Origin of the sequence: Pseudomonas sp. SBB6 (genome assembly GCF_024213215.1) — a bacterium.
In the GTDB taxonomy this organism is placed as follows: Bacteria; Pseudomonadota; Gammaproteobacteria; order Pseudomonadales; family Pseudomonadaceae; genus Aquipseudomonas; species Aquipseudomonas donghuensis.
On sequence record NZ_JANAVH010000007.1, the window covers coordinates 14,394 to 35,811 of the forward strand.

Below are 21,418 nucleotides of genomic sequence, written 5' to 3' on the forward strand. Positions count from 1 at the left end.
CGAAAGATTTGCATTTTGTGTAAAGGGGCAGCCACGTAAATATTCAAATGCGTGTTTTTGTCATTTCTGGCGATGCGGACGGGGGTTACAGAATCGAAACCTGGTTGCGCTGCGCCTGTTTCAGGAACGCGGTCAACTCCCGGGCTGGCAGCGGTTTGCTGTAGTGATAGCCCTGACCTTCATGGCAACCCTGGGCAATGATGTAGGCCTCCTGTTCAGCCGTCTCCACGCCCTCGGCGATCACCTGCATGCCCAGGCTCTTGCCCAGCTGGATGATGGCGCGAACGATGGTGGCATCGTCGTCGTCATCGAGCAGGTCCTGGACGAAGCTCTTGTCGATCTTGATCTTGTCCAGCGGCAGCGACTTCAGGTAGCTGAGTGAGGAGTAGCCGGTACCGAAGTCGTCAATGGCGATCAGCGCCCCGGAGCGGCGCAGGCTCAGCAGGTGCTGGGCGGCGGTGCTGATGTCTTCCATCAGGCCGGTTTCGGTGACCTCCAGCTCCAGGCTGCGCGGTGGCAGGCGGTAGATCTGCAGCAGGTTGTTGACCACCCGCGGCAACTCGTTGTGGTGCAGTTGCACGGTCGACAGGTTGACCGCCATGCGCAGTTCGCTGAAGCCCTGGTCATGCCAGTCGCGCAGTTGCCGGCAGGCCTGGTCGAGTACCCACTCGCCGATGGTGATGATGTTGCCGTTCTGCTCGGCCAGAGGGATGAACTGGTCGGGCGGGACCATGCCCAGTTCCGGATGCTGCCAGCGCAGCAGCGCCTCGACGCCGACCACGCGGTGGTCGCGGTAGCTGATCTGCGGTTGATAGACCAGAAACAGCTGGTTGCGCGGCAGGGCTTCGCGCAGGTCTTTTTCCAGCTCGCGACGGCGGCGCATCTCGCTGTCGACGCTGGCGATGTAGAACTGGTAGCGGTTGCGTGAGCGGGCCTTGGCCAGGGTCATGGTCTGCTCGGCTTTTTGCAGCAGCTTCTCGGTGCTGTCGCCGTCTTCGGGGAAGAGGGTGATGCCGATGGTGGCGCGCAGGCGGATTTCCTGATGGTCGAGCGCGAACGGCGCCTCGAGGTCATCGAGAATGCTCTGGGCCAGTTCTGCCGCTTCGTAGGGCTGCTCGATATCGGCCTGGACCAGGGCGAACTGGTCGCCGCCCAGGCGTGCCAGGGCGCCGAGCCGGCCACTGTGGGCGCGCAGGCGATCGGCCAGGGCCAGCAGCAACTGGTCGCCGGCCTGGTAGCTGAATTGTTCGTTGATGCTCTTGAAGTCATCCAGGCCGACACACAGTACTGCCACCCGGCGTTGCAGGCGACCGGCGTCGATCAGGATCTTGTCCAGTTGCTGCTGTAATTGCTGGCGATTGGGCAGGCCGGTGAGAAAGTCGTATTGGGCCATGCGCAGCAGGCTGTTCTCGGCCTCGTGACGCAGGTGGGTGTTGCGCTCGATCGACGCCAGCAATTGGTTGGCAGTATTGACCCACAAGCCCAGCTCGTTCTTTTCGTGGCCCTTGATCAGCGGCAACTGATGCTGGCTGGGGCGGTCGGGGTTGATCTGGGTGAGGTGCTCGATGATCTTCGATAGCGGCTTGGTCAGCATCCAGTGATAGACCAGGTACAGCACCAGGCCCATGGCCAGGGCGCGCAGCACACCGGAAATGAAGATGATCACCGAACTGACCAGAAAGCCCTCGCCATAGGACGCAGTGTCGAGAGTGATGCTCAGGTCGCCGTAATATTCGCTGTAGGGGCCACGGCCGACCAGCTGGGTGGTGAAGCTGCGTTCCTGGCCGAGAATCAGGTCGGTCAACCAGCGGCTGGAGTCTTCCTGCAGCGGGCGGGATTTTTCCGCCAGCATGGTTTCATTGGGATGGCCGATGGCGGCCATGCGCACGGACTCGTCCTGGAACAAGCCCTCCATGACCTGCATGCCCATTTCCTTGTCCAGGCTGTACACCGCCTGGGTTGAAGGATCACGGAACATGTCGAGGATCCGTTGGGCGTCATTGGCGACGGCCTGGCGGGTCTTGTAGGCATCGAAGACGATCTGCGCACAACTGAGAACTACACCGACGACCAACGCCGAGAGCAGTACTACCCTGAGCAACTTGACCGATAAGCTGTTCTTGAGTTCCAGCTTCAATGGGGTTTCCTTAATCCATGCGCATGGCATCATTTTGCCATCAAACTTGGCAATCCACTATCGGCCGTCAACAGGACTTCTCCAGCTCCGTGAGGGTGCATTTTTGCCCCTGGAGCAGGTTGGGTACCTGCCGTCACTGTATCGGTTGCCCGGCCTTGCGACTTTAATCCGTGGGAAAGAGTTTCCCAACGATTGATGTTAGCGTGCTCTGCGTGCGCGGCAAGATGCACGGCGCGGGAATAGGATGAAAAATGTTGCAGCATCGGCGCCCATAAAAAAGCCCACCGCTAGGGTGGGCTTCTCGGTCGCTCGATACCGGATCACGCGTATCGATCAGCAGCCGTCTCAGGCAGTGAAGGTCTTGCCTTCGAACTGCTCGGCAACGAACTTCCAGTTGACCAGGTTCCAGAACGCCTCGACGTACTTCGGACGCAGGTTGCGGTAGTCGATGTAGTAGGCGTGTTCCCAGACGTCGCAGGTCAGCAGCGGGGTGTCGCCGCTGGTCAGCGGGTTGCCGGCGCCGATGGTGCTGGCCAGGGCCAGGGAACCGTCGGCTTTTTTCACCAGCCAGCCCCAACCGGAACCGAAGGTGCCGACCGACGTCTTGGTGAACTCTTCCTTGAACTTGTCGAAGGAGCCGAACGCGGCGTTGATGGCTTCAGCCAGGGCGCCGGTTGGTTGGCCGCCGGCGTTTGGCGCCAGGCAGTTCCAGTAGAAGGTGTGGTTCCAGACCTGAGCGGCGTTGTTGAAGATACCGCCCGAGGAGGTCTTGACGATCTCTTCCAGGGTCTTGCCTTCGAACTCGGTGCCTGGCACCAGGTTGTTCAGGTTCACGACATAGGTGTTGTGGTGCTTGTCGTGGTGGTATTCCAGGGTTTCCTTGGAAATGTGCGGCTGCAGGGCGTCGTGGGCGTAAGGCAGCGGCGGCAATTCAAAAGCCATGGTGATTCTCCTAATCAGGTCTGTTGCGGTGAGCGCAAGGCCGATCACGGGCGGCCGGTGTGCGTCGGCGAGTCTGTACTCTTTGCGACGCAAGGGCTGGATCATAGCACCGGGCCCGGTGCTTAACCACGCAACAAGTGTACGGGAAAGAGGTTCCAGAGCCTTTGCCGGTGCCGGACGAGCGGCGCCTCAGGTAAAAATCAGCTGCGCCGCCACGGCAAACATCATCACCGCCACCATCAGGTCAAGCAGCCGCCAGGTCCCAGGCCGCGCCAGCCACGGGGCCAACCAGGCGGCGCCCAGGGCCAGGGTGAAGAACCACAGCAGCGAGGCGCTGGCGGCGCCGGCCACGTAGGCGCCGGGCACGGTTTGCTGGGCGCCCAGTGAGCCGATCAGCAACACGGTGTCGAGGTACACATGCGGGTTGAGCAAGGTCACCGCCAGGGCACTGAGCAGCACCGCCCGGCGCGAGCGCAGGCCCTGGCCTTCGCCTTGCTGCAGGCTTTGTTGCGAGCAGGCCCGCAACAAGGCCTTGCCGCCGTACCAGAGCAGAAATACCGCACCGCCCCAGCGTGCCACGGCCAGCAGGGTCGGGTTCTGCGCCAGTACCGTGGCCAGGCCGAACACCCCGGCCGCCACCAGGATGGCGTCGCAGACCACGCACAGCGCCGCCACCGGCAGGTGATGCTCACGGCGCAGGCTTTGCGCCAGGACAAAGGCGTTTTGCGTGCCGATCGCCATGATCAGGCCGAAGGCGACCAGCAGGCCGTTCAGGTAGCTTTGCCACATAGGGAGGACTCCACGGACGCCCGCAGGGCGCGGGCGCAAATACAAAGAAGATGCTGGCCATTGTGGGGATGCCCTCTGTATAAGAAAAACAAATAAAGCTGATCAGGCATTAGGAAAAATAATGTTCGATTACAAACTGCTTTCTGCCCTCGCTGCCGTCATCGAGCAGGCCGGCTTCGAACGTGCCGCCCAGGTACTGGGTTTGTCGCAGTCGGCGATTTCCCAGCGCATCAAGTTGCTTGAAGCGCGGGTCGGCCAGCCAGTGCTGGTGCGCGCCAACCCGCCAAGCCCCACCGATGTTGGCCGGCGCTTGCTCAACCATGTGCAGCAGGTGCGCCTGCTTGAACGCGACCTGCAGAGCCAGGTGCCGGCGCTGGACGAGGAGGGTATGCCGGAGCGTTTGCGCATTGCCCTGAACGCTGACAGCCTGGCGACCTGGTGGGCCGCTGCGGTGGGTGAGTTTTGCGCTGACCGGCAGGTGCTGCTGGACCTGGTGGTGGAAGACCAGGAGGTCGGCCTCAAGCGCATGCGTGCCGGTGAAGTGGCCGCCTGCCTGTGCGGCAGCGAACGGCCGGTGGCGGGCGCCCGCAGCCTGTTGCTTGGCGCTATGCGCTACCGTGCCCTGGCCAGCCCGGCGTTCATGGCCCGCTACTTTCCTTTGGGCTTCGATGCCGGCCGTTTGTCGCGTACCCCGGCACTGGTGTTCGGTCCGGATGATTTTCTCCAGCACCGTTACCTGGCGTCCCTGGGTATTGAGGACGGTTTCCTGCATCACCTGTGTCCGTCGTCCGAGGGCTTTTTGCGCATGACCGAAGCAGGCCTGGGCTGGGGCCTGGTACCGGAACTGCAGGTACGCGACCAACTGGCCAGCGGGCGTCTGGTAGAAATATCGGCGGATAAACCCATCGACGTGCCCTTGTACTGGCATCATTGGCGCAATGGCGGGCAGTTGCTTGGCCAGCTGACGGAGCACCTGCGCCTCACGGCCGGGCAATGGCTGGTGCCCTTGTAGGCACGGGCGGCGTCAGCAGTATCTGAAAAACCTGTTTTAGGCGGAGTGCTACATGCGAATTCTGGTCACCGGCGCGAGCGGCTTCATCGGCGGGCGCTTTGCGCGCTTTGCCCTGGAGCAGGGCTTTGACGTTCGGGTCAACGGCCGCCGCGCCGAAGGCGTCGAGCACCTGGTGCGACGCGGCGCGCAGTTCATCCCGGGTGACCTCAACGACCCGGGCCTGGCCCGGCGCCTGTGTCAGGGCGTCGAAGCAGTGGTGCATTGCGCGGGTGCCGTGGGCAACTGGGGGCGCTATCAGGATTTCTACCAGGGCAACGTGGTGGTGACTGAAAACGTGGTGGAAGCGTGCCTTAAAGAGCATGTGCGGCGGCTGGTGCACCTGTCTTCGCCGTCGATCTGTTTCAATGGCCGCTCGCAGTTGGGCATCACTGAAGAGCAGGTGCCGCGGCGCTTCCATAACCACTACGGGGCAACCAAGCACCTGGCCGAGCAGAAGGTCTTCGGCGCCCAGGAGTTCGGCCTCGAAGTGCTGGCCCTGCGTCCACACTTTGTCACTGGCGCTGGCGACGTGAGCATCTTCCCGCGCTTGTTGCAAATGCAGCGCAAGCGGCGTTTGGCAATCATCGGCAATGGTTTGAACAAGGTCGACTTCACCAGCGTGCAGAACCTCAACGAGGCGTTGGTCAGTGCCTTGCTCGCCGATGAGGCCGCGCTGGGCCAAGCCTACAACATCAGTAATGGCCACCCGTTGCCATTGTGGGATGTGGTCAATTATGTAATGCGACAAATGCACCTGCCGCAGGTCACCCGTTACCGTTCCTACGGCCTGGCCTACAGCCTTGCGGCCGTGAACGAAGGTGCCTGCCTGCTCTGGCCTGGCCGTCCGCAACCGACCCTGTCGCGCTTGGGCACGCAGGTGATGAGCAAGGACTTTACCCTCGACATCAGCCGCGCCCGGCAGTTTCTTGATTACCGCCCCAGCGTCAGCCTGTGGTCGGCACTGGATGAGTTCTGTGGCTGGTGGAAAGCCCAGGACCTTCCGTCCGGCAAGGACTGAACCGGACCAGGGCTTTGCGGTCGATCAGTGCGCTGATCAGGCTTTATACTACTGACCATTTGCTATCACCGTGGTTGAAGGGATCCCATGCGTAACGATGCTCCAGATGATTTCGATAACGTGCCGACCTTGAGTGCCGGTAGCCGTGATGACGATGATTTCGTCCCGGTAGCGGGTGTGCGTCGTGGCGGGCCCGCAGCTTCGCGTGCTCAGCCCAAGGCCGCGAGCAGCGGCCCGTTGTGGGCATTGCTCGGCGCCTCGTTCATTGCTCTGGCTGGCCTTGGCTGGTGGAGCTTTCAACAGATTTCCCTGATGGAGCAGCAACTGGTTGCCACCCAGGAGAGTTTCGCCCGCATCAGTGAAGACGCGGCGGGACGCCTGCAGGCGATCAGCGGCAAGGTTGCGGCCAGCGAGACCAGTGTCAGCACCGACAGCGAAGCCCTGAAGCTGCAGATCAGGCAGCTGCAGGCGAGCCTGGCCGAACAGGGCAAACAACAGCAGGGTGTGGCCGGGCAGACCGGCGATCTGGGCAAGCGACTGGAGCAGGTGTTGGCTCAGGCCAGCGAGCAGCAGGCGGCCAATGCCAAGTTGCAGGAGCAGTTGCAGGCACAGCTCAAGCGGGTAAATGACGAGTTGGCGGGATTGAAGACGGCCCAGGTCGATGGCGGCAAGCTCGATGGTGAGCTCAAGAGCCTGAGCGCTGATGTGGCGACGCTGAAGAAACAGGGCAACCCGGCGGCGGCGATCCAGCGCCTGGAGCAGGACCTGATCGTGCTCAAGAGCGAACAGGAAAACCGCCCGGCGCCTGCGGCCAGTGGCGGTGCGTCAACGGCGGAGTTCGATGCGTTTCGTGGCCAGGTGACTCGAAACATCAATACCTTGCAAAGCCAGGTGCAGAACCTGCAACAGCAGATCAACACCCGGCCTTGATCGGCGCTAAACAGGGCCGCTGTTGCGGCCCATCGCCGGCAAGGCAGGCTCCCACACTGGATCTGCTTGCAGCGGACTTTGTGGGAGCCGGCCTTGCCGGCGATGGGCTGCAAGGCAGCCCCAAGGTTTACATCCGCGGATAATCGATATAACCCACCGGCCCCTTGGCGTAGAAGGTCTCCGGGTGCGGCTCGTTCAGCGCTGCATCGGCTGCCAGGCGGGCCGGCAGGTCCGGGTTGGCAATGAACGGAATACCGAAGGCCACCGCATCGGCTTTACCACTGGCCAGCGAAGCGTTGGCGCTGGCCTTGGTGAAGCGCTCGTTGACGATGTACGGGCCGCCAAAAGCCTGCTTGATCAGCGCGCCAATGCTGTCGTCGGCTTCTTTCTCTCGCGAGCAGATAAAGGCAATGCCGCGCTTGCCCAGTTCCCGGGCAACATAAGTAAAGGTTTCGGCACGGTTGGCATCGCCCATGTCATGGGAATCGGCCCGTGGCGCCAGGTGCACGCCGACCCGTTGTGCGCCCCAGACGTCGATCACGGCGTCGGTCACTTCCAGCAGCAGCCGTGCACGGTTTTCCAGAGAACCACCGTACTGGTCGTTGCGCTGGTTGGTGCTGCTCTGCAGGAACTGATCGATCAGGTAACCATTGGCCGCATGCACTTCGACGCCATCGAAACCGGCCGCCTTGGCGTTCTCGGCACCGGTGCGGTAGGCCTCGACGATATCGGCGATTTCTGCGCTTTCCAGTGCCCGTGGCGTCGGGTAATCGGCCAGTGGGCGCACCAGGCTGACATGGCCTTTGGGCTGGATTGCACTCGGTGCCACCGGGGTTTCACCGTTGAGGTAGCTCGGGTGCGAGATGCGCCCCACATGCCACAGCTGCAGGAAGATCCGCCCGCCGGCGCCATGCACCGCCTTGGTGACGTTGGTCCAGCCACGCACCTGATCGTTGGACCAGATCCCCGGGGTGTCCGGGTAGCCGACGCCCATGGGCGTTACCGAAGTGGCTTCGCTGAGGATCAGCCCGGCACTGGCCCGTTGTACGTAGTACTCGGCCATCAGCGCGTTGGGTACCCGGCCTTCATCGGCGCGGCAGCGGGTCAGTGGGGCCATGATGATGCGGTTCGGCAGTTTGAGGTCGCCGAGGGTGATCGGATCGAAAAGAGTCGTCATAAATACCTCAAGGCCTATCAGTGAGTGGCAGGTGCCAGTTCGGCTTTGTTACCGCCCTGGCTGAAAGTGATCAGGGTGACGATCAACGCCAGCACCGCCAGCGCTGCGGCGGCCAGGGGCACGCGGGTCAGGCCCAGGCCCTGGGCAATGACAGTGCCGCCAACCCAGGCGCCGAGGGCATTGCCCAGGTTGAAAGCGCCGATGTTCAGGGTCGAGACCAGGTTCGGGGCGGCCTTGCCGAAGGTCACCACGTTGACCTGCAGGGCGGGGACCGCGGCAAAGGCTGCAGTGGCCCAGAGGAACAGGGTGATTTCTGCCGGGATCAGGGCGACGCTGGTCCAGCTCAATACGGTGGACACCACCGCCATGCTGGCGAACACGCCGATCAGGGTGGCGCCCAGGCGTTTGTCGGCGAGCTTGCCGCCGAGGATGTTGCCCAGGGTCAGGCCCAGGCCGATCAGCAGCAGGGTCCAGGTCACGCCCCGTGGCGAAACGCCGGTGACGTCACCGAGCAGTGGTGCGACATAGGTGAACAGGGCGAACATCGAGGCCGAGAACAGCACGGTCATCGACAGCGACAGCCAGATGCCGGCGCCTTTGAGCGCGGCAAGTTCGGCGCGCATGTCGAGTGCCTCTTCGTCGTGCCGGTACGGCAGGAAGCGGATCAGACCGATCAGTGCGACGACGCCGATCACAGTCACCGCCCAGAAGGTCGAGCGCCAGCCGTATTCCTGGCCCAGCGCGGTACCCAGCGGCACACCCAGCACGTTCGCCAGGGTCAGGCCGGTGAACATCAAGGCGACCGCCGAAGCACGGCGGTTGGCCGGCACCAGGCTGGCTGCCACCACCGAACCGATACCGAAGAAGGCACCATGGCACAGGGCGGTCACCACCCGGGCGAACATCAGCAGGTTGTAGTCGCTGGCCACCGCACACAGCAGGTTGCCGACGATGAACACGCCCATCAGCGCGATCAGCGCCGCTTTACGTGGCAGGCGCGAGGTGGCCAGGGCCATGAACGGCGCACCGATGGCCACGCCCAGGGCGTAGCCGGTGACCAGCCAGCCGGCACCGGGAATCGATACACCCAGGTCTGCCGCCACATCCGGCAACAGACCCATGATGACGAACTCGGTGGTACCGATGGCGAAGGCGCTGAGCGCCAGGATTATCAGCGAAAGGGGCATTGCAAGGTCCTTGTCAGAGCTCTTGGCTCATCTGCTTGAGGAAGGCCTGGATGGTGTCCTCGTTGCGTTTGAAAAAATGCCATTGGCCAATCTTCTGGCTGCTGATCAGGCCGGCGCGCTGCAAGGTCGCCAGGTGGGCGGAAACGGTCGACTGCGACAGGCCGCAGCGTTGATCGATCTGCCCGGCACACACACCGTGTTCGGTGCTGTGGTGCTGGTCGGGAAACTGCGCGTCGGGGTCCTTCAGCCAGTTGAGGATTTCTCGCCGTACTGGGTGGGCCAGGGCTTTTATTATTTCGTCGAGATCGAGAGGCATGGTTGGGCTCGTGGTGTGTGTAGCGGTATATCGCGATGGGGCGAAATATAAATCGGTATTTCGCGATATACAAATATGATGTGGTTCTGAGCTCAGCGTAAATCGCTATATCGAGTTATAACGATATACGCCTCGGGGTGCTAGAATCCCTTCCCATGAACTACCTCGCGCACCTTCATCTCGGCGGTCAGCAGCCTGAGCAATTGCTCGGCAGCCTCTATGGCGATTTCGTCAAAGGGCCACTGCAGGGGCGTTTCCCCCCGACACTGGAAGCTGCGATCCGTCTGCACCGCCAGATCGATGTCTACACCGACAGTCATCCATTGGTGCTGGCGGCGCTGGCACGCTTTCCGCGGGAGCGGCGGCGGTACGCCGGGATCATCCTCGATGTGTTTTTCGATCATTGCCTGGCCTTGCACTGGCAGGACTATGCCGAGCAGCCGCTGGGCCAGTTCACCGACCGCGTGTACCGGGTGCTGGCCGCAGAACCGGCCTTGCCCGGGCGCCTGGCGCAGATAGCACCGTACATGGCGGCCGATGACTGGCTCGGGTCTTACCGCGAGTTCGCGGTACTTGAACCGGTGTTTCGCGGGATTGCCCGGCGCCTGTCGCGGCCCGAAGGCCTGGACGGCGCGGTGGAGGAGGTGGCGGCGCTGTACCAGCCGTTGCTGGATGACTTTCGCAATTTCTATCCGCAGTTGCAGCGCTTTGCCCGCGCCAATACCTAGGCAGCCCTGGCCCGGCGTTGCGCCTGGGCAACCGGCTCGCAACCGAACAATGCCTGCTGGATCGCCTGCTGCGCCTTGAAGGCCAGGGCAGCGCGTTCTTCACCGGTACTGTCAATCGGCGCCAGCAAATGGATCTCGACTTCGGCGCAGTCATTGCTGAACAGGCGCAGCAGGTGCGAGAGCAGATCATCATCACCAATAAACGGCGCGATCGAATCGGCTTTTCCGCTGCGCAGGTAGCGCAGGGCTACCGGCTGCAGCGGTGTCTGCGTGTCGATGGCGCTGGCCAGCAGGCGGCCGTGAAAGGTACGCAGGCTGCGCCCGTCAGTGGTGGTGCCTTCGGGGAAGATCAGCAGCGGGCAATCCTGTTGCAGGTGCTGGCTGATCTGTTTGCGCAGCAGTTGGCTGTCGTTGCCGCCACGCCGGATGAACAGGGTACCGGCCTTGTGTGCCAGCCAGCCGGCCACTGGCCAGGTACGCACTTCGGCCTTGGACAAAAACGACAGCGGCGCAAGCATGCCCAGTAAAGGAATATCCGTCCAGGACACGTGGTTGCTGACCCACAGCATCGGCTGCTGTGGCAGTTGGCCCACCACTCGCACCTTGAACGGCAGGGCATTGCTCAGTTTGCCCATGAACAGCTGCGACCAACGCTGGCGGCGCTCGGTCGAGGCCGGCACGCGCAGGCGTTCATAAAGGCTGAACAGGGCTGCCATGGCCAGGCCGAACAGCACCACCAGCAGCACCCGGGCTACGCGTGCATAGACGCGCAGGCGCTGCATCAGACCGCCGCCTTGAAGTGACGGGCATAACGCGGGCACAGTTCGTCGCGCTTGAGCAGGATGAACACGTCGGCGACCTGGAAGTCTTCGTCCCAGCATGGTTCGCCACAGATCTTCGCCCCCAGGCGCATGTAAGCCTTGAGCAGCGGCGGCATTTCGGCGATGACGTTGTTCGGCAGGGCCAGGCTCGGCAGTGGCTTCTTCGGTTCGGCGCGCAGGTGCTCGGTGCACAGGTAGCGTTCGCGCAGGCGCTGCATGATCGCGTGGGCCTGTACACCGCCGTCCTGCATGGGGATGCTGGCGCAGCCCATCAGGTAGCTGTAGCGGCCTTCGTTGAGCACTTCGGCCAGCTCCGCCCAGAGCACGGCGATGGTACCGCCGTTGCGGTAGGCCGGATCGACGCAGGTGCGACCCAATTCGAGAATCGGCCCTTGCAGGTGGCCGAGGCCGTGCAGGCTGAATTCCTCTTCGCTGTAAAAGCGCCCCAGGCTGTTGGCGGCCTGGTGGTCGAGCAGACGAGTGGTGGCGACCAGGCGCCCGCTAGTGAGATCGCGCACGCCGATGTGGCGGCAATGAATGTCGTAGTCATCCATGTCCAGGCCCAGTTCGGCGCCTTTGAGTTTTGCCTTGAATTCACCGCTGAATACGCTGAAACGAAGGGCCTGTGCTTCCTGCAGGGCTGCCGGGCCGACCAGGCGTTCGGCTTGCAGACGGCGTTCAGTGCTGTTGTCGCCAGAGCGAGCGATCCGAGTCATTGCGTGTCTCCATAAGCCAGCCATGGGGTTGCGGCCGGTCGACTTTGTTGTGCAAGCTCAGCCTAGGTAGATGCGGTGTCACCCCCGTGAATGTTTGGTGATGCTTGTATGACAGCCCCCCTCAAGGAGCGCTTCGATGGCCTGGCTGCAACGACTCAACGATCGACACAGACAACCCCTTGCGGCCACGCTGGCCGATACCTATTCCAGCCTGCTGGCGCGCCTGGGCGCGGTTAGCCCGTTCGAGCTGGCGGTGCTCGGTGGGCGGGCGATGAGCACCCCGGGCCTGGCCTTCCTGGTCGGCTACCAGGCGGCGCTGCGGGTGCTGTGGCCCAGTGCGCCGCAGAGCCTTGGCGCCCTGTGCGCCAGTGAGCGGCGCAGCGTGCGCCCGGCGGACATGCAGGTGCGTCTGGATGATTTGCGCCTGAGTGGCAGCAAGGACTTTGTCACTGCCGGGCTCGATGCCGAGTGGCTGCTGGTGGCGGCGCGCTGCGAGGCGCAGGGGCAGCCAGTAGAACTGAGCCTGGCGGTGGTCTACGCCGGTGAACCGGGCGTGCGCCTCGAATCGCTGCCGGCCTTGCCGTTGATGCCGGAAGTCGGCCATGCCCGCCTGCATCTGCAAGGGGCGTTGTGCGAGCGCTTGGCGGGGGACGGCTGGGATGCCTACGTCAAACCCTTCCGCTCGCTGGAAGATCTTTATGTGCTCAGTGCCCTGTGTGCCTGGCTCTATGGCGTCGGCCAGGAAACGGGCTGGCCGCAAAACCTGCAATTGCGCCTGATCAGTCTGCTCGGCGCGTGCGCTGAAAGCACTCGCCAGTGCGCCAACGCCTCGACCAGCCATTTGCTGCTGGGCGGTCTGTTTGCCCAGTTCAACAGCTTGAAAGATGAACTCAATCAGGCACTGCTGGCCAGCCCAGGCGAGTGGGCAAGCCTGTGGCAACGCGATCAGGGCCTGCTGGAGATCGCCAGCGCGGCCCGCGCCAAACGTCTGGCCAAGGCCTGGACCGCCGCCGGATTGTCATGAAACGCTGCCAGGCTGGGCGAACCCTGGCCTTGAGTATGTGGCATGCGCAACGCAGTGTGGTGGATGCTGGCTGTTTTTGCCTTCAGCAAGGCCGTTTCGGCCGAGGAGTACTGGCCGGTACCTGATTGGACGGTGGCGAGCGATGCCAACCGAAGCGCCTGGCAGGCGGTTGAACGCTATGCCTTCGCCCCACGCGATGATCAGCAACGTCAGGGCGTGCGCAGCGACGCGCTGCTGGTGATCGCCGACGGGCGCATTGTCTATGAGCACTATGCCGCGCCCAGCACCGTTAAAACCGCGCACCTGACCTGGTCGATCAGCAAGAGCGTGCTGGCGACCCTGCTGGGCGTCGCCCACGCCGAGGGCCGCTTTGACCTGCAGGATCCGGTTGCGCGTTTCTACGCACCGATGCGTGCCCATCCCCACGTGCGCATCCAAGACCTGCTGCACTGGGCCAGCGGCCTGGGCTGGCAGGAAGATTACGAATACGCGCCGCTCAAGTCCTCGGTAGTGGCCATGCTCTACACCCGCGGGCGCGGCGATATGGCCAGCTACACGGCGGCCAGGCCCGAGGTGGCCAGCCCTGGGCAACGCTTTCTCTACTCCAGCGGTGACAGTAACGTGCTGGCGGCGGCCTTGCGCGGCATGGTCGGCGATGCGGGGTATGCGCAGTACCCCTGGCACGCCTTGTTTGAACCGCTGGGGATCGCCAGTGCAGTCTGGGAGCGTGACGCCAGTGCCACCTTGGTGGGTTCTTCCTATCTGTACATGAGCGCGCGCGACCTGGCGCGCGTTGGCCTGTTGATGCTGCGCGAAGGTCGTTGGCAAACGCGACAATTGCTGTCCAGCGCTTGGGTCGACTTCAATCGCCAGCCGTTCCTGCAAGCCACGGCCCAACCCGGTGAAGCCAACCCGGGCGGGCACTGGTGGCTTAATCAACCTTTGCCCGGCAGCCCGCCACCCTGGCCGGATGCGCCAGCTGACACGTATGCGGCCCTGGGGCATTGGGGCCAGGCACTGTATGTGCTGCCGGCGCGCAAGTTGCTGATCGTCCGCTACGCCGATGACCGCGACGCCAGCTTTGCCCATAACGAGTTGCTCAAGCGGGTACTGGCAGCAGTCGACAAGGTGCGGCCATGACGCGCGTGTTGCTGGTACTGGCGCTGCTGGCCGGCGGTTGGGCCTGGTACGAACGCCAGGCGCTGGCGGATTTCCCCGGCATCCTCAGTGCCTACTCGGCCAAGGAGTACTGTTCGTGCCGCTATGTCATGAATTTCGACGAACATTATTGTCGGGGCTATGTGCGCCAATACCTGCCGTTGAGTCGCCTGGATGAAGACGCGCAGCAGCGGCTGGTCAGCGCTGCCGGGCTGGGGGTCGAGAATCGTGCGCAGTGGCAGGGCCCGCGCGAGGGCTGTCGCTTGCTGCCGTGAGGGCAGCCGGGTAAGGTTGACGACCATTGTGTTACAGGATTTCACATGTTCAGTCTGTCGCGTCTTCTGCTTGCCCTGCTGGTCGTTCTCAGTCTCCCTGCCCAGGCCAACTGGCACCTGGACGGCGAATCGTCACGCCTGTCATTTGTCTCCAGCAAGAACGGTGACACCGCTGAGGTACATCGTTTCCTCGTTCTGCATGGCAAGGTCGATCGCAAGGGCGCCGCCGAGCTGCAGGTCGAGATGGACTCCAACAACAGCGGCGTGCCGCTGCGTGACGAACGCATGCGCAAGGAACTGTTCGAGTTCGCCAAGTTCCCCGAAGCCAAGGTCAGCGCGCAGATCGACCTGCGCCCGATCAACGACCTGGCCAATGGCGCCCAGGTGGAGCTGCGCCTGCCGCTGACTGTCAGCCTGCATGGCAAGCAGCACAGCTACAGCGCCCTGTTGCTGGCCACCCGCCTGGATGACCGGCGCTTTCAGGTGGTGACCCTGGAGCCGTTGATGTTGCGCGCCGATGATTTCGATCTGCTCCCCGGGCTTGCCACCTTGCGCAAGTTGGCCGGGCTCAAGTCCATCAGCCCGTCGGTGCCGGTGGCCGCGGTGCTGATCTTCACGGCGCGTTGAGATGGCCGGACCGGTCTTTCCCTGGCGCGACGGCAATCAGTTCGAGCTATTGATCGACGGTCCGCAGTTTTTCCCGCGCATGCTCACCGCAATCGTGCGCGCCGAGTATCAGGTGGATCTGGAGCTGTACCTGGTCGAAGCCGGCGCTTGCGCCGAAACCATGGTCCAGGCCCTGGTGCAGGCCGCCGAGCGCGGCGTGCAGGTGCGTTGCCTGTTCGATGATTATGGTTCGCTGGCCTTCACCTTGAGCCTGCGCCAGCGCCTGTTGGCTGCGGGTGTGGAGTTGCGCTGGTACAACCGCCTGCGTTGGCGTCGTGGCTTGCGCAACCTGTATCGCGATCATCGCAAGCTGCTGCTGGTCGACCAGACCTGGGCGGTGGTGGGCGGTACTGGCGTCACTGACCAGTTCTGGACGCCAACCGAAGACGTCAGCGAATGGCACGAAGTGATGGTGCAGATGCAGGGCCCGTTGGTAGCCGACTGGCAGATGCTGTTCGACCGCCAGTGGCGTGCCAACCTGCGCCGTACCGCCTGGCGGCCACCAACGCACTTTGGCCTGCCACGTTTGCCGCGAGTGCCGGTGAGTGGTGCGGGCATGGGCCGGGTGGCCTATGCCGACGCCCGCCAGCACCGGGATATCCTGCAGTCGCTGGTGCGCGCCCTGAACAGCGGCCAGCGGCGCATCTGGCTGGCCACGCCGTATTTCTTGCCGACCTGGAAGGTCCGCCGCTCACTGCGCCGCGCCGCCTCCCGGGGTGTCGATGTACGTTTGCTGCTGACCGGGCCGCGAACCGATCACCCGTCGGTGCGTTATGCCGGCCATCGCTATTACCCGCGGCTGTTGCGCGCCGGGGTGAAAATTTTCGAATACCAGCCGTGTTTCCTGCACCTGAAAATGGTGTTGGTGGATGACTGGGTCAGCATCGGCTCGTGCAACTTCGATCACTGGAACCTGCGCTTCAACCTCGAGGCCAATGTCGAAGCCATCGACCCACCCCTGACCGCCGACGTGGCGGCGAGCTTTGAGCGCGACTTTGCCCGGAGCCTGACTATCGACCTGGACCACTGGCATGCGCGGCCGTTGTGGAAGCGCGTGCAGCAACGCTTGTGGGGCTGGCTTGACCGGCTGGTGGTCAACCTGCTCGACCGACGCGATTGAGCCTGTCGCACGTTAGCGGTCTATGGTGTCTTTATCTTTTCACTGCACTTGAAGGAGTTGATGACATGGCTGCGAAGAAGATTCTGATGCTGGTTGGCGACTACGTTGAAGATTACGAAGTGATGGTGCCGTTCCAGGCCCTGCAGATGGTTGGCCATACCGTGCACGCGGTGTGCCCGGGCAAAAACGCCGGGCAGACGGTGCGCACGGCGATCCACGATTTCGAAGACGACCAGACCTACAGTGAAAAGCCCGGGCATAATTTTGCCCTGAACTTTGATTTTGCCAAGGTTCAGGCTGACGACTACGACGCGCTGCTGATTCCAGGGGGCCGGGCACCGGAGTATCTGCGTTTGAACGAGCAGGTGCTGGCGCTGGTCAAGGCTATCGATCAGGCCGGCAAACCCATTGCCGCGGTGTGCCATGGCGCACAACTGCTGGCGGCGGCCGGCGTATTGGAAGGCCGCGAGTGCAGCGCTTATCCGGCCTGCGCGCCGGAAGTACGCCTGGCCGGTGGCCAGTATGTCGAGATCGCCGTCGACCAGGCCCATGTGCAGGGCAACTTGGCTTCGGCACCTGCCTGGCCGGCGCACCCGGCGTGGTTGGCGGGTTTCCTGCAACTGCTGGGGACTCACATCACCCTGTGAACAAAGGTGCTGGCCGAAATACGAGCGCTTCGCGCTCGATCGCCGGCAAGGCCGGCTCCCACGGGTCAGGTGCATGAAGAGCCATTGTGGGAGCTGGCTTGCCAGCGATGAGGCCGGTACAGGCAATAAAAAAGCGGCAGGGGAATAATCCACCTGCCGCTTTTTTCTATCAGCAAACCCCGAGGCTTACTTCACTTCCACCGCCAGGCTTTCAGCGATCTTGTGCTGCCAGATCGCTGGGCCGGTGATGTGTACCGACTCGCCGTTGCTGTCGACCGCGACGGTGACCGGCATGTCCTTGACCTCGAACTCGTAGATCGCTTCCATGCCCAGTTCGGCAAAGGCCAGGACCTTGGACTTCTTGATCGCCTGGGCCACCAGGTAGGCAGCGCCGCCGACGGCCATCAGGTACACGGCCTTGTTGTCCTTGATCGCTTCGATGGCGGTCGGGCCGCGCTCGGATTTGCCGATCATGCCCAACAGGCCGGTCTGCTCGAGGATCTGACGGGTGAACTTGTCCATCCGCGTTGCGGTGGTCGGGCCGGCCGGGCCAACCACTTCGTCACCGACCGGATCAACCGGGCCAACGTAGTAGATGAAGCGACCCTTGAGGTCGACCGGCAGTTCTTCGCCCTTGTTGAGCATCTCGACCATGCGCTTGTGCGCAGCGTCGCGACCGGTGAGCATCTTGCCGTTGAGCAGGATGGTCTCGCCCGGCTTCCAGCTCTGCACGTCTTCCGGGGTCAGGGTGTCGAGGTTGACACGGCGGGCCGATGGGCCGGCTTCCCAGACGATTTCCGGGTAGGCGTCCAGCGATGGCGCTTCCAGGTCAGCCGGGCCGGAGCCGTCGAGCACGAAGTGGGCGTGACGGGTGGCGGCGCAGTTGGGGATCATGCACACCGGCAAGGAGGCGGCGTGGGTCGGGTAGTCCATGATCTTGACGTCGAGCACGGTGGTCAGGCCGCCCAGGCCCTGGGCGCCGATGCCCAGCTGGTTGACCTTGTCGAACAGCTCCAGGCGGATCTCTTCGATGCGGTTCTGCGGGCCACGGGCCTTGAGCTCGTGGATGTCGATGGATTCCATCAACACTTCCTTGGCCATTACCGCGGCTTTCTCGGCGGTACCGCCGATGCCGATGCCGAGCATGCCCGGAGGGCACCAGCCAGCACCCATGGTCGGAACGGTCTTGAGCACCCAGTCGACGATCGAGTCGGACGGGTTGAGCATGGCCATTTTCGACTTGTTCTCGGAGCCGCCGCCCTTGGCCGCCACGTCCACTTCCACGGTATTGCCCGGGACGATGGAGTAGTGGATGACCGCCGGGGTGTTGTCCTTGGTGTTTTTACGGCTACCTGCCGGGTCGGCCAGGATGGATGCACGCAGGACGTTTTCCGGCAGGTTGTAGGCGCGGCGCACGCCTTCGTTGATCATGTCGTCCAGGCTCATGGTCGCGCCGTCCCAGCGCACGTCCATACCGACGCGCACGAACACGGTGACGATACCGGTGTCCTGGCAGATCGGCCGGTGGCCGGTGGCGCACATGCGCGAGTTGATCAGGATCTGGGCGATGGAATCGCGCGCAGCTGGCGACTCTTCACGCAGATAGGCCTCATGCATGGCCTGGATGAAATCAACGGGGTGGTAGTACGAAATGAACTGCAGGGCGTCGGCAACGCTCTGAATCAGGTCGTCTTGCTTGATCACGGTCATGCAGCGCGCTCCTCTTAAAGACGGGAACATTCATTAAGGTATTCCGACGCGGACTGGCCGAGGTGTCGAAACGACCTTCAACAGGCGCCAACGCAAGGCTGTCGGCGCAAAAAAGGCGCGGCAGTATAGCGCGCATCCGCCGCCGGTACACGTACCAAAGGTCCCCACCAAGGTCGGCAGTGGCCGGGCACTGTTCTTGCCTGAGCACTGGCCAGGGTCGATTTGTGCAACCATGGCAATTATTCTTCGCACCGCCTAAAGTGGCGGTTGGCCATGCCCCATTCCTCTGCCCTGGCCAGAGCACGGTGAGTCACCAGTGACCGAAACAGCGCTGCAGAAGCTTCTCCTCAAACGCTTTCTCATGGCGGCTGGCACGTATCTGCTGGTGCTGGCGCTACTCTGGGTGGCACTCTTGAGCGGCCATCTGCAAGCCTCCCTGACTGTTTTGCTGCTGGGCAGCGGCCTGTTGCTCGTGTGCCAGTCGCTGCTCGGCTGGGTGTTCGCCAGCGGCCGCAACCTGCGCTTTAACGACCCGAGCCTGACCGAGTTCCAGGTGCTGCTGGCGATCGCCTGGCAGACCTGGCTGTTGGCTCAGCTTGACCAGGGGCGCGGCACTTTCCTGATGTTCTACCCCTTGATCCTGATGTTCGGCCTGTTTCACCTGAGCGGACGGGTGTTTGTGCGCTGCGCGCTGCTGGTGTTGTGCAGCTTCCTCGGCCTGATCGCCTGGGAGGCCTGGCAAGCGCCGCATTTCGACGGGTCGCTGTTGGCATTGCAGGCCAGTGCCTTGTTGGTGGTGCTGTGCTGGTTGTGCCTGTATGCCCGTTATGTGCAGGCCGCGCGTCAGCGCATGCGCCAGCGGCGCTATGCCCTGCAGGCCCATCAGGACACCTTGCGCGGCATGATGCGCCAGCTCGAAGGCCTGGTGGCCACCGATGAACTGACCGGTTTGTTCAATCGTCGGCACTTTCTGGGCCTGGCCACCCACGAGCTGGAGCGCATGGGCGCTGACAGTTGCCATGGCCTGGCATTGATCGACCTCGATCACTTCAAACGCATCAATGATGTGTATGGCCACGCCGCAGGCGATCAGGTGCTGCAAGCCTTTGCCTCGATCGCCAGCGACTGCCTGGGCGACACTGCGGTACTGGCCCGTTACGGTGGCGAAGAGTTCGTGTTGCTGCTGCCTGACTGCACCGACGCGCAACTGGCCACCTGTTGCGAGCGGCTGCGCAGGGCGTTTGCCCTGGCTCAGCCGCCAGCGGTTGGATTGCGGGTCGAGCCTTTGAGCCTGTCGGCGGGGTTGACCCTGTTGTGCGCAGGCGACGATCTCGATGACGCTCTGCAGCGCGCAGATCAGGCCTTGTACCGGGCCAAGCGCAGCGGGCGCAACCGCTGCCTGGCCGCCTGGGAGGCCGTCGATGCCTGAATTGCAGGTTGGTGAGCGAAAGTGGACGGTGGCACCGGGCAGCAACCTGCTCGATGCCTTGAATGATGCCGGGCTGGCGGTGCCTTACAGTTGCCGTGCCGGCAGCTGTCACGCCTGCCTGGTGCGCTGCCTGCAAGGCCAGCCGGGGGATGCCCGGCCCGAGGCCCTGGCGGCGGACAAACGCCAGTTGGGCTGGCGCCTGTCGTGCCAGTGCAGCATCGAGGAAGACTTGCAGGTGGCCTTGTTCGACCCGCTCCAGGATGGGGTGCCAGCCCAGGTCAGCGGCCTCGACTGGCTGAGCCCGACGGTGCTGCGCTTGCGTCTTGAGCCACACAGACCGTTGCGCTATCAGGCCGGCCAGCACCTGGTGTTGTGGAGCCCGAGCGGGGTCGCCCGGCCTTACTCGCTGGCCAGTTTGCCGGGGGAGGAGGGCTTTTTGGAGTTTCATCTCGATTGCCGGCAACCCGGTGCGTTCTGCACGGCAGCGCGGCAACTGAGTATCGGTGCAACGCTGCGCCTGGGCGAGTTGCGCGGCGGAGCCTTGCATTACGACCCGGACTGGCAGGAACGCCCGCTGTGGCTGCTGGCCGCCGGCACCGGCCTGGCGCCGCTGTGGGGGATTCTGCGCGAGGCCTTGCGCCAGGAGCATCACGGGCCGATTCGCTTGCTGCATCTGGCCCACGACGAGCAGGAGCATTATCTGGCGCAGGCACTGACGGCACTGGCCAGCCGGCATCCGCAGTTGCAGGTCGAGCTGCTGACCCCGGACCAGTTGCCCCAGGCCCTGGCGGCGTTACGTTTGCAGTCACGCCAGACCGTGGCCCTGGCGTGTGGCTCGGCGGCCGGTGTCGAGCAGTTTTCCCGGCGCATGTTTCTCGCTGGCCTGCCGCGCAACCAGTTGTTTGCCGATGTTTTCATCGGTCACGCTTGATTTCTTGTTGAGGCTGCGGGCTTATCCCCCAAAAAAAGGTTCTTCACGGAATCCTGGGGGGCTAGGATCCTTGGCTTGGCTTGGCTTGGCTTGGCTTGTTCCGGCTGCGAGCTTATCCATTTGCTGTGGCGCCGCTGCCGGCCCCTTCCGCCTTTACGGCGTCCTACTTTTCTCTTGGGAAAAGTAAGCAAAACCGCTCGCTCCCGCATACGGCCCTACGCTGCGCTTCGGGTTCCTTCGCTTCGGTCTCCTCCAGGGGCATCGCGGCCTACGACTTGCTGCGCAAGTCTACGTCTCGCGTCTTCGGCTAACGCCGAAGGGTGCTGCGCACCAGCCCCCTCCAGACACCTACGCTCAGCCTCCTGAAGTCGCGAAGTTACGGGCGGCGCCTGCACTGGCGTATCTGCGAAAGCAGATTATGGCGTAGCCAAACTGACCCCGAAGCGAGGACCGACCTGCTTCATCTTGATGCTGATCTTGATCTTGATGTTCATGCACGTAATTCAAGGCGCCGCGGAAAGCGACTTCAGGAGGCTGAGCGAAGGTGCCTGTAGGGGCAGTGCGCAGCACCTTCGGCGTCAGCCGAAGACGCGAGACGTAGACTTGGCGTAGCAAGTCGTAGGCCGCGATGCCCCGGAGGGCGCCG

At 63.2% G+C, this 21,418-nt stretch carries 21 protein-coding genes; 12 read left to right on the top strand and 9 right to left on the bottom strand.

What is annotated here, in order from left to right:
* Positions 1-85 precede the first annotated feature (85 nt).
* The 3 genes from NLX68_RS15205 to NLX68_RS15215 form a co-directional block, all read right to left on the bottom strand.
* Entirely contained in the window at positions 86-2,137 is a 2,052-nt protein-coding gene (locus NLX68_RS15205; protein WP_254284647.1) for a bifunctional diguanylate cyclase/phosphodiesterase, read from the bottom strand.
* 345 nt (positions 2,138-2,482) lie between these two features.
* Positions 2,483-3,079 carry a superoxide dismutase gene (locus NLX68_RS15210; RefSeq protein ID WP_010220832.1) on the bottom strand — a complete coding sequence of 199 codons (597 nt, stop codon included), beginning with the start codon at positions 3,077-3,079 and terminating at the stop codon, positions 2,483-2,485.
* A gap of 189 nt (positions 3,080-3,268) precedes the next feature.
* Positions 3,269-3,868 carry a LysE/ArgO family amino acid transporter gene (locus NLX68_RS15215; RefSeq protein WP_010220834.1) on the bottom strand — a complete coding sequence of 200 codons (600 nt, stop codon included), beginning with the start codon at positions 3,866-3,868 and terminating at the stop codon, positions 3,269-3,271.
* Between the two features lie 121 nt (positions 3,869-3,989).
* Here NLX68_RS15215 and NLX68_RS15220 point away from each other — a divergent pair, with 121 nt between their 5' ends.
* The 3 genes from NLX68_RS15220 to NLX68_RS15230 all read left to right on the top strand — a co-directional run bounded on the left by NLX68_RS15220 (position 3,990) and on the right by NLX68_RS15230 (position 6,867).
* The gene (locus NLX68_RS15220) at positions 3,990-4,880 is read left to right on the top strand and encodes a LysR family transcriptional regulator ArgP (RefSeq protein WP_254284648.1); all 891 of its coding nucleotides are present in this window, start codon (positions 3,990-3,992) and stop codon (positions 4,878-4,880) included.
* Between the two features lie 52 nt (positions 4,881-4,932).
* A complete protein-coding gene (locus tag NLX68_RS15225; RefSeq protein ID WP_254284649.1) occupies positions 4,933-5,937 on the top strand; it encodes an NAD(P)-dependent oxidoreductase in 1,005 nt (334 codons plus the stop codon).
* Between the two features lie 87 nt (positions 5,938-6,024).
* A complete protein-coding gene (locus tag NLX68_RS15230) occupies positions 6,025-6,867 on the top strand; it encodes an ATPase (RefSeq protein WP_254284650.1) in 843 nt (280 codons plus the stop codon).
* A 127-nt stretch (positions 6,868-6,994) separates the two neighbouring features.
* On the opposite strand, the gene NLX68_RS15235 is transcribed toward NLX68_RS15230, so the two are convergent.
* From NLX68_RS15235 to NLX68_RS15245, 3 genes are read right to left on the bottom strand one after another with little or no spacing between them, the layout of a single operon-like run.
* A complete protein-coding gene (locus tag NLX68_RS15235; RefSeq protein ID WP_254284651.1) occupies positions 6,995-8,044 on the bottom strand; it encodes an alkene reductase in 1,050 nt (349 codons plus the stop codon).
* Positions 8,045-8,061: 17 nt separating this feature from the next.
* A complete protein-coding gene (locus tag NLX68_RS15240) occupies positions 8,062-9,231 on the bottom strand; it encodes an MFS transporter (protein WP_254284652.1) in 1,170 nt (389 codons plus the stop codon).
* Positions 9,232-9,244: 13 nt separating this feature from the next.
* Positions 9,245-9,547 (bottom strand): helix-turn-helix transcriptional regulator, encoded by a 303-nt coding sequence (locus NLX68_RS15245; RefSeq protein WP_010220843.1) that lies wholly within the window; start codon positions 9,545-9,547, stop codon positions 9,245-9,247.
* Between the two features lie 155 nt (positions 9,548-9,702).
* On the opposite strand from NLX68_RS15245, the gene NLX68_RS15250 reads away from it, so the two are divergent.
* On the top strand, positions 9,703-10,275 hold the full coding sequence (locus NLX68_RS15250) for an ACP phosphodiesterase (protein WP_254284653.1): 573 nt from the start codon (positions 9,703-9,705) through the stop codon (positions 10,273-10,275).
* Here the strand turns inward: NLX68_RS15250 and NLX68_RS15255 are convergent.
* A complete protein-coding gene (locus NLX68_RS15255; RefSeq protein WP_254284654.1) occupies positions 10,272-11,057 on the bottom strand; it encodes a 1-acyl-sn-glycerol-3-phosphate acyltransferase in 786 nt (261 codons plus the stop codon). The two genes, NLX68_RS15250 and NLX68_RS15255, sit on opposite strands and share 4 nt — an antisense overlap.
* The gene (gene olsB / locus NLX68_RS15260; RefSeq protein ID WP_010220846.1) at positions 11,057-11,812 is read right to left on the bottom strand and encodes an L-ornithine N(alpha)-acyltransferase; all 756 of its coding nucleotides are present in this window, start codon (positions 11,810-11,812) and stop codon (positions 11,057-11,059) included. The genes NLX68_RS15255 and olsB overlap by 1 nt, the downstream gene beginning before the upstream one ends.
* Positions 11,813-11,948: 136 nt before the next feature.
* On the opposite strand from olsB, the gene NLX68_RS15265 reads away from it, so the two are divergent.
* The 6 genes from NLX68_RS15265 (at position 11,949) to NLX68_RS15290 (ending at position 16,702) form a co-directional block, all read left to right on the top strand.
* Positions 11,949-12,836, top strand: coding sequence for an acyl-CoA dehydrogenase (locus NLX68_RS15265; RefSeq protein ID WP_254284655.1), 888 nt, complete (start codon positions 11,949-11,951; stop codon positions 12,834-12,836).
* Positions 12,837-12,878: 42 nt separating this feature from the next.
* Positions 12,879-13,976 carry a serine hydrolase gene (locus NLX68_RS15270; protein ID WP_254284656.1) on the top strand — a complete coding sequence of 366 codons (1,098 nt, stop codon included), beginning with the start codon at positions 12,879-12,881 and terminating at the stop codon, positions 13,974-13,976.
* Complete coding sequence (locus tag NLX68_RS15275; RefSeq protein ID WP_010220849.1) at positions 13,973-14,269, top strand: amidase; 297 nt, start codon at positions 13,973-13,975, stop codon at positions 14,267-14,269. The genes NLX68_RS15270 and NLX68_RS15275 overlap by 4 nt, the downstream gene beginning before the upstream one ends.
* Before the next feature lie 45 nt (positions 14,270-14,314).
* Positions 14,315-14,896, top strand: a complete 582-nt coding sequence (locus tag NLX68_RS15280) for a YceI family protein (RefSeq protein ID WP_254284657.1) — start codon at positions 14,315-14,317, stop codon at positions 14,894-14,896.
* Between the two features lies 1 nt (position 14,897).
* On the top strand, positions 14,898-16,055 hold the full coding sequence (locus tag NLX68_RS15285) for a phosphatidylserine/phosphatidylglycerophosphate/cardiolipin synthase family protein (RefSeq protein WP_254284658.1): 1,158 nt from the start codon (positions 14,898-14,900) through the stop codon (positions 16,053-16,055).
* Between the two features lie 65 nt (positions 16,056-16,120).
* On the top strand, positions 16,121-16,702 hold the full coding sequence (locus NLX68_RS15290) for a DJ-1/PfpI family protein (RefSeq protein ID WP_254284659.1): 582 nt from the start codon (positions 16,121-16,123) through the stop codon (positions 16,700-16,702).
* Between the two features lie 186 nt (positions 16,703-16,888).
* On the opposite strand, the gene NLX68_RS15295 is transcribed toward NLX68_RS15290, so the two are convergent.
* A complete protein-coding gene (locus NLX68_RS15295) occupies positions 16,889-18,412 on the bottom strand; it encodes a fumarate hydratase (protein ID WP_010220854.1) in 1,524 nt (507 codons plus the stop codon).
* Between the two features lie 316 nt (positions 18,413-18,728).
* Between NLX68_RS15295 and NLX68_RS15300 the strand changes: the two genes are divergently transcribed.
* Positions 18,729-19,841 carry a GGDEF domain-containing protein gene (locus NLX68_RS15300; protein WP_254284660.1) on the top strand — a complete coding sequence of 371 codons (1,113 nt, stop codon included), beginning with the start codon at positions 18,729-18,731 and terminating at the stop codon, positions 19,839-19,841.
* Entirely contained in the window at positions 19,834-20,772 is a 939-nt protein-coding gene (locus tag NLX68_RS15305; RefSeq protein ID WP_254284661.1) for an iron-sulfur-binding ferredoxin reductase, read from the top strand. Before NLX68_RS15300 ends, NLX68_RS15305 begins: the two co-directional genes overlap by 8 nt.
* Positions 20,773-21,418: the final 646 nt, after the last annotated feature.